The organism is Desulfobulbaceae bacterium (assembly GCA_015231515.1).
Lineage (GTDB): Bacteria > Desulfobacterota > Desulfobulbia > Desulfobulbales > VMSU01 > JADGBM01.
The window spans coordinates 1-5,514 of the sequence record JADGBM010000151.1 but is presented as its reverse complement, the minus strand read 5'-3'; the positions used below and the strand labels follow the sequence as shown (position 1 = coordinate 5,514).

The window sequence follows — 5,514 nt, the reverse complement described above, 5'->3', positions numbered from 1 at the left end:
TTATTACCACCTATCATTCGTGCCTGTTGATGATATTCAAGCTCTGGCAAAGCGGCACACACAACCTTTGCTTTCTCCTCAGCAACGCGTGTTGCCATAACCACAGAAGTTCCGCACAACATGCTGCGCGCAATACCAACGATCTGCTCAGCACTCTTATTTTCTCCGAATATCACTTCAGGAATACCTGTTCTGAGTTCACGATTATGGTCCAGGTTTGCAAATTTACATTGCCCTTGCGGCCAGCCTTTCAGTTCCGACAAGGCCTCTTCAATAGCAATCTCTCCGGCATGAACTCTTTCAAGAATCTTTAATATTGTCTGCTCATCCATTTTCCAAGCCCGTTAAGTTGGTGGCGATCACTCTTATTGATTGATAATCTTCACTACGCCATGTTAATAATACTACCGCAATGATATGCCAAGCATTGATATCGTCAACATAAAACTAAGGTCAACCATGAAGCAACCAGATTTCACCCATCGCAGGCCAAAATCCTGGCAAAAAATCTCAATCACTGTCCCAGAAGTATTTTCCGACTCCATCGCTTCATTCCTGGCGGCACTTAACGACAGTGCAGTTGAACAATCCACCATACTTTCAACTGAGTACTCCGCACCCAAAGATGTGGTAAGCGTTTATTTTGAAGAAGACGACACTTTCACCGCTTCCTGGAACCAACTTCAGATTTTCTTAAGTGATCTACAGAAAAACAATGACTTCACCTACTCAATAAAAACAGAACCGGTGGTCGAAGAAGACTGGAACAAACGATAGAAAGACCACTTCAAACCATTTCACTTATCAAAACGCCTGGTGATCAAACCTTCCTGGGAAGAGTACGCACCCCAGCACAATGAGGTAGTTCTTGAGATGGATCCAGGAATGGCCTTTGGCACCGGCCTCCATGCCAGTACAAGACTGGCACTCCAACTCACCGAAACACTTTTTTCGACGACAACTATTCATTCCGTACTTGACGTTGGCACCGGCACAGGAATTCTAGGAATGAGCTGCTCTCTTTTCGGGGCTAAGTCTGTCATTGGAATTGACACCGATATAGATGCACGGGTTGCGGCTTCTGCAAATATTGCCCACAATCGCCTTGAAAAAATAATGTCTGTAGTTGACAACGACCTGAACCAAATCAGCCAAAAATTTGATCTTGTCATTGCCAATATCACCCAAGATGTTCTTACCTTTCTGGCCCAAAGCCTTGTTGCCTGCATGAAACCGGGCGGCAGCCTCATTTTGTCCGGCATACTCACCGGTAAACAGGCTAACAATATCGAACATATCTTTAATGGACTTGGTTTAACAACCTGTACAGCAATGGATTCTGAAGAATGGACCGCGCTGCACCTGACAGCTCCCCAATAACTCAGCTATAACTCTCTCTCATTGCCATTGTTATTATGCGACGATTCCACACACAGCCTGAATGTATAACAGCATCAACGATTACCTTTACCGGCCCCGAAGCCAAGCACATATGCCAAGTCCTCAGGCTTAAGCTGGGCGAATTAATTGAAGTTTTTGATGGCAGCGGCACTATCTATCTTACTCAGCTTACATCTATGGATAAGAATAAAGTTGAAGCCCAGATCCTAAATCACCTTGATGCACCACGTCCCACCCACCCCCTTTATGTTGCCCAATCTCTTTTGAAGGGCAAGAAAATGGATTTCTTGTACCAAAAACTTACCGAACTTTCCGTGGAAGGCCTGTATCCTTTTGTGAGCCAGTTCAGCGAAGAAAAACCACGTCAGGCAAAACAGAATGAGCGCTGGCAACGCATCTCTCTGGAGGCCTGCAAACAGTCTAAAAGACCGACTACCATGGAATGTTTTCCCGTATCATCCTTCAACGATCTCCTTGAAAGCTGTTCTATCTATAAGACCAAGATAGTTTTCTGGGAAAACGAAGATGAAAACTTCCTATCATCCTTTCCGGAAATTTTCCGTTCAGGTAGTCCAACAATTATTATGCTTGGACCTGAAGGAGGGTTTTCGTCCTCTGAAGTCGATGCGGCCAGAGCCAAAGGTTTTACATCGCTATCATTGGGGCCTCGAATTTTACGTGCAGAAACTGCCGCAGTCGCTGCAACCTCAATCATCCAGTTCATGATGGGCAATTTAAGCAGCAGAGCTGTAATAGACTGGGAGCGGAGTTCATGAGAGCCATTGTGCAATTGGTAAGTGCTGCCTCCGTTACTGTGGACAAAAAAGTGATCGGCAGCATTGGCGATGGTCTTCTTACATTAATAGGTGTGAGCAAGGATGACAGTCAAACAGATGCCGACTTTCTGGCAAAAAAGATTGTGGGCCTGCGGATTTTTCCTGACCAAGACGAACTCATGAATAGATCCTTGCTAGATATCAAGGGCCAAATGCTGATCGTCTCTCAATTCACCCTTTATGGAGATTGCCGAAAGGGCAGAAGGCCTTCATACAATGACGCCGCGGCTCCCGAACAGGCCAACGCTCTCTACGAGTATTTTATAGATGCAGTCAATAAACTTGGCATACAAACTCAAACCGGTCAATTCCAAGCGCTGATGCAGGTCAAACTTATCAATGAAGGCCCAGTGACAATTATGATTGACTCAAAAAAACAGTTTTAATCTGGATCTTTACAGTTCCACAATGATTGACATTCACTGCCAAGAGAGATACGTTTGAACACTGTATTTCTACCTATAAATATTAACTAAGGAGATTTCCGTGAAAGTTGCCGTTGTAAAAAATATCCTTGCTGCAAACGATCGTATAGCTGCCGAAAATCGCCAGCTCTTTGACGACAACAACCTGTTTGTTATTAACCTGATGAGTTCTCCTGGGGCCGGAAAAACCACCCTGCTTGAAGAACTTGGCAAAGCACTTAGCAGCAAAGCCAGAATTGGTGTCATAGAGGGCGACATCCAATCATCAATCGATGCTGAACGTGTTGCCAGCACCGGCCTTGCAGCTGTTCAGATTGAAACTGACGGGGCCTGCCACCTTGACGCTAACATGATTCGAACGAGCCTCAACAATTTAAAGCTGGACGAACTCGAAATGATTATTATCGAGAATGTCGGCAACTTGGTTTGTCCCGCTGAGTTCAGTGTTGGAGAGGACTGCAAGGTCATGCTGCTGAGCGTTACAGAAGGAGATGACAAACCTCTTAAATACCCTCTAATGTTCAAAGAATCTGCCGTTTTGATTATCAGCAAAATCGATCTGTTACCCCACCTGCGCTGCAATGTTGACGCCATAAAGAAGGCAATTTTTGAAATATCATCATATAGCGGTGAAGGGCTTGAGGCTTGGCACAACTGGATTCTTCAACGCATTAAGCACTCGTAACCTATCCCTGAACAAATGGATGCCAACCCTCAAGCCACAGTTACCCTTGAAATACTGGGACTGGTTCAAGGAGTTGGCTTCCGCCCCTTCATCTACTCACTAGCAAAGACGTATGGGCTTACCGGTCACGTCAAAAACACCCCCTCAGGGGTCTTAATTGAGGCTGCCGGCAACCTTACATCGCTAAAACAATTCATTGCCGATATACCCATAAAAGCTCCAACTGCTGCACTCGTTCAATCAATTAACTACACCTATCACGATATCACAGACAAACACCCAACGCCGTCTTTCTCGATACTGGAAAGTTCAGCCGATGGCACGCGCACGGTCTTTATACCTCCAGACATGGATATGTGCGACCAATGCCATACTGCACTCTTTGAACCCAGTGGCAGGCGCTATCTGTATCCATTTATAAACTGTACCAACTGCGGACCTCGATACACACTTATCCTCGACCTTCCATACGATCGAGCCTTCACCAGCATGAACTCCTTCGAGCTTTGCCCACAATGTTCTGCCGAATACTGCGACCCTGAAAACCGCCGCTTTCATGCCCAACCTAATGCCTGCCGGCAATGCGGCCCTCAAATGCAGATCATAAAGGCAGACGGCACTCCTTGTGCTGGAGAATCATCTCCTGTTCAACTAGCAGCATTTCATCTCAGCCAAGGCAGTATTCTCGCCATTAAAGGCGTTGGCGGTTTTCATCTGGCGGTTGATGCCAATAATTGCTCAGCAATTGAGCGCCTTCGAGCCAGAAAAGGACGTCCGGATAAACCATTGGCCCTCATGGCCCGTAACATTAAAGCTATAACAGCCTTTGCACAGGTCAGCAGCGCAGAGGAAAAGCTCCTTAATTCCAGACAGAAACCGATAGTTCTTCTCAGGAAGAAAGTTCCATTTTTCCTGCCTGACACTATCGCCCCAACAAATAAGTTCATTGGGGTTATGTTGCCATATTCCCCAATACACCATCTACTTTTTCATAACGCTCCGTATGACTCACTGGTTATGACAAGTGGAAATCTTTCAGAAGAACCAATCGTCAAAAATAATGAAGAGGCACTTGCCAAACTATCAGCTGTCGCCGATTATTTTTTACTCCACAATAGAAATATCGTTACAAGTAACGATGATTCTGTTGTCTATGTCCAAAGAGACTCCCCTGTTTTTCTGAGGAGATCCCGTTCATACGCCCCAGCCCCTATCACCCTTGACTTTAATGCCGCGCACACATTAGCTGTCGGTGGTGCACTGAAAAACGCCCTGTGCATAACCAAAGATTACCACTATTTTTTAAGTCAACACATTGGCGACCTTGGCCATTACGAATCGACTCAACACTTTGTATCAATTGCCAGCAATCTCCAGCATATGCTTAATGCCAAACCAAATCTGGTTGTTCACGACCTGCATCCAGACTATTATTCGACCCGCTTTGCTTTAGCACTTGGACTGCCCTGCGTTGCAGTTCAGCACCATCATGCCCATGCCGTGAGTTGCATGGCAGAAAACAATCTGCAAGGTCCTGTTATAGGCATTATTCTAGACGGAACAGGATTTGGCGCCGATGGCACAATTTGGGGAGGTGAAATTCTGACGGCGACGCACGCCGGGTTTGAACGAAGCGCCCATTTTGAGTCAATCGCCTTGCCCGGTGGTGATGCAGCTGTTCGAGAACCTTGGCGAATGGCTATAAGCTATCTACTGCACGCCTATGACCACGATCTACCAAGTATAAATCTTAAACTTCTACAAAACCATAAAACAGAGGTTCATCTCATAACCCAGATGATAACTAAAGGCATAAACTCGCCCTTAACATCGAGCTGTGGCAGACTATTTGACGCTGTCTCTGCCATATTAAATTTGAGAGAGCATATAACTTTTGAGGGCCAGGCCGCAATAGCCCTTGAAATGATTGCCTCAGAACTGGCACACCCACCCTATCCATTTTTCATTGGCTTCAACTCTGACCATAAAAATCTCATGCTTTCATTTAAAGAAACCATTACTGAAATCGTTAATGATATTGGCAATGATATTGAGCCATCAATTATCAGCAAACGTTTCCATGAAACCATCGCTGAAGCTGTCACAATTGCCTGTAAAAAAATTCGTTCCAACAATGGCATTAGAGAGATAGTTCTATCTGGAGGTT

At 45.4% G+C, this 5,514-nt stretch carries 6 protein-coding genes and 1 pseudogene; 6 read left to right on the top strand and 1 reads right to left on the bottom strand.

Going from position 1 to position 5,514, the window contains the following annotated elements:
• Window positions 1-332, bottom strand: a 332-nt coding sequence (locus tag HQK80_15015; GenBank protein ID MBF0223506.1) for a 1-(5-phosphoribosyl)-5-amino-4-imidazole-carboxylate carboxylase, incomplete at its 3' end; no start/stop codon positions are given.
• 85 nt (window positions 333-417) lie between these two features.
• Here HQK80_15015 and HQK80_15010 point away from each other — a divergent pair.
• The 6 genes and pseudogenes from HQK80_15010 to hypF all read left to right on the top strand — a co-directional run.
• Window positions 418-777 (top strand): hypothetical protein, encoded by a 360-nt coding sequence (locus HQK80_15010; protein MBF0223505.1) that lies wholly within the window; start codon window positions 418-420, stop codon window positions 775-777.
• Between the two features lie 3 nt (window positions 778-780).
• Window positions 781-1,380: pseudogene (locus tag HQK80_15005) on the top strand (50S ribosomal protein L11 methyltransferase).
• A 35-nt stretch (window positions 1,381-1,415) separates the two neighbouring features.
• Window positions 1,416-2,177 carry a 16S rRNA (uracil(1498)-N(3))-methyltransferase gene (locus HQK80_15000; GenBank protein ID MBF0223504.1) on the top strand — a complete coding sequence of 254 codons (762 nt, stop codon included), beginning with the start codon at window positions 1,416-1,418 and terminating at the stop codon, window positions 2,175-2,177.
• Window positions 2,174-2,623 carry a D-tyrosyl-tRNA(Tyr) deacylase gene (locus tag HQK80_14995; GenBank protein ID MBF0223503.1) on the top strand — a complete coding sequence of 150 codons (450 nt, stop codon included), beginning with the start codon at window positions 2,174-2,176 and terminating at the stop codon, window positions 2,621-2,623. Before HQK80_15000 ends, HQK80_14995 begins: the two co-directional genes overlap by 4 nt.
• Window positions 2,624-2,723: 100 nt before the next feature.
• Window positions 2,724-3,347 (top strand): hydrogenase nickel incorporation protein HypB, encoded by a 624-nt coding sequence (gene hypB / locus HQK80_14990; protein ID MBF0223502.1) that lies wholly within the window; start codon window positions 2,724-2,726, stop codon window positions 3,345-3,347.
• A 15-nt stretch (window positions 3,348-3,362) separates the two neighbouring features.
• Window positions 3,363-5,514, top strand: a 2,152-nt coding sequence (hypF, locus tag HQK80_14985) for a carbamoyltransferase HypF (GenBank protein ID MBF0223501.1), incomplete at its 3' end; no start/stop codon positions are given.

Excerpts from the sequence above, each read along its gene's own strand:
- HQK80_15010 (MBF0223505.1), top strand. The coding sequence starts at position 418 with ATGCCAAGCATTGATATCGTCAACATAAAACTAAGGTCAACCATGAAG.
- HQK80_14995 (MBF0223503.1), top strand. The coding sequence starts at position 2,174 with ATGAGAGCCATTGTGCAATTGGTAAGTGCTGCCTCCGTTACTGTGGAC.
- HQK80_15000 (MBF0223504.1), top strand. The coding sequence starts at position 1,416 with ATGCGACGATTCCACACACAGCCTGAATGTATAACAGCATCAACGATT.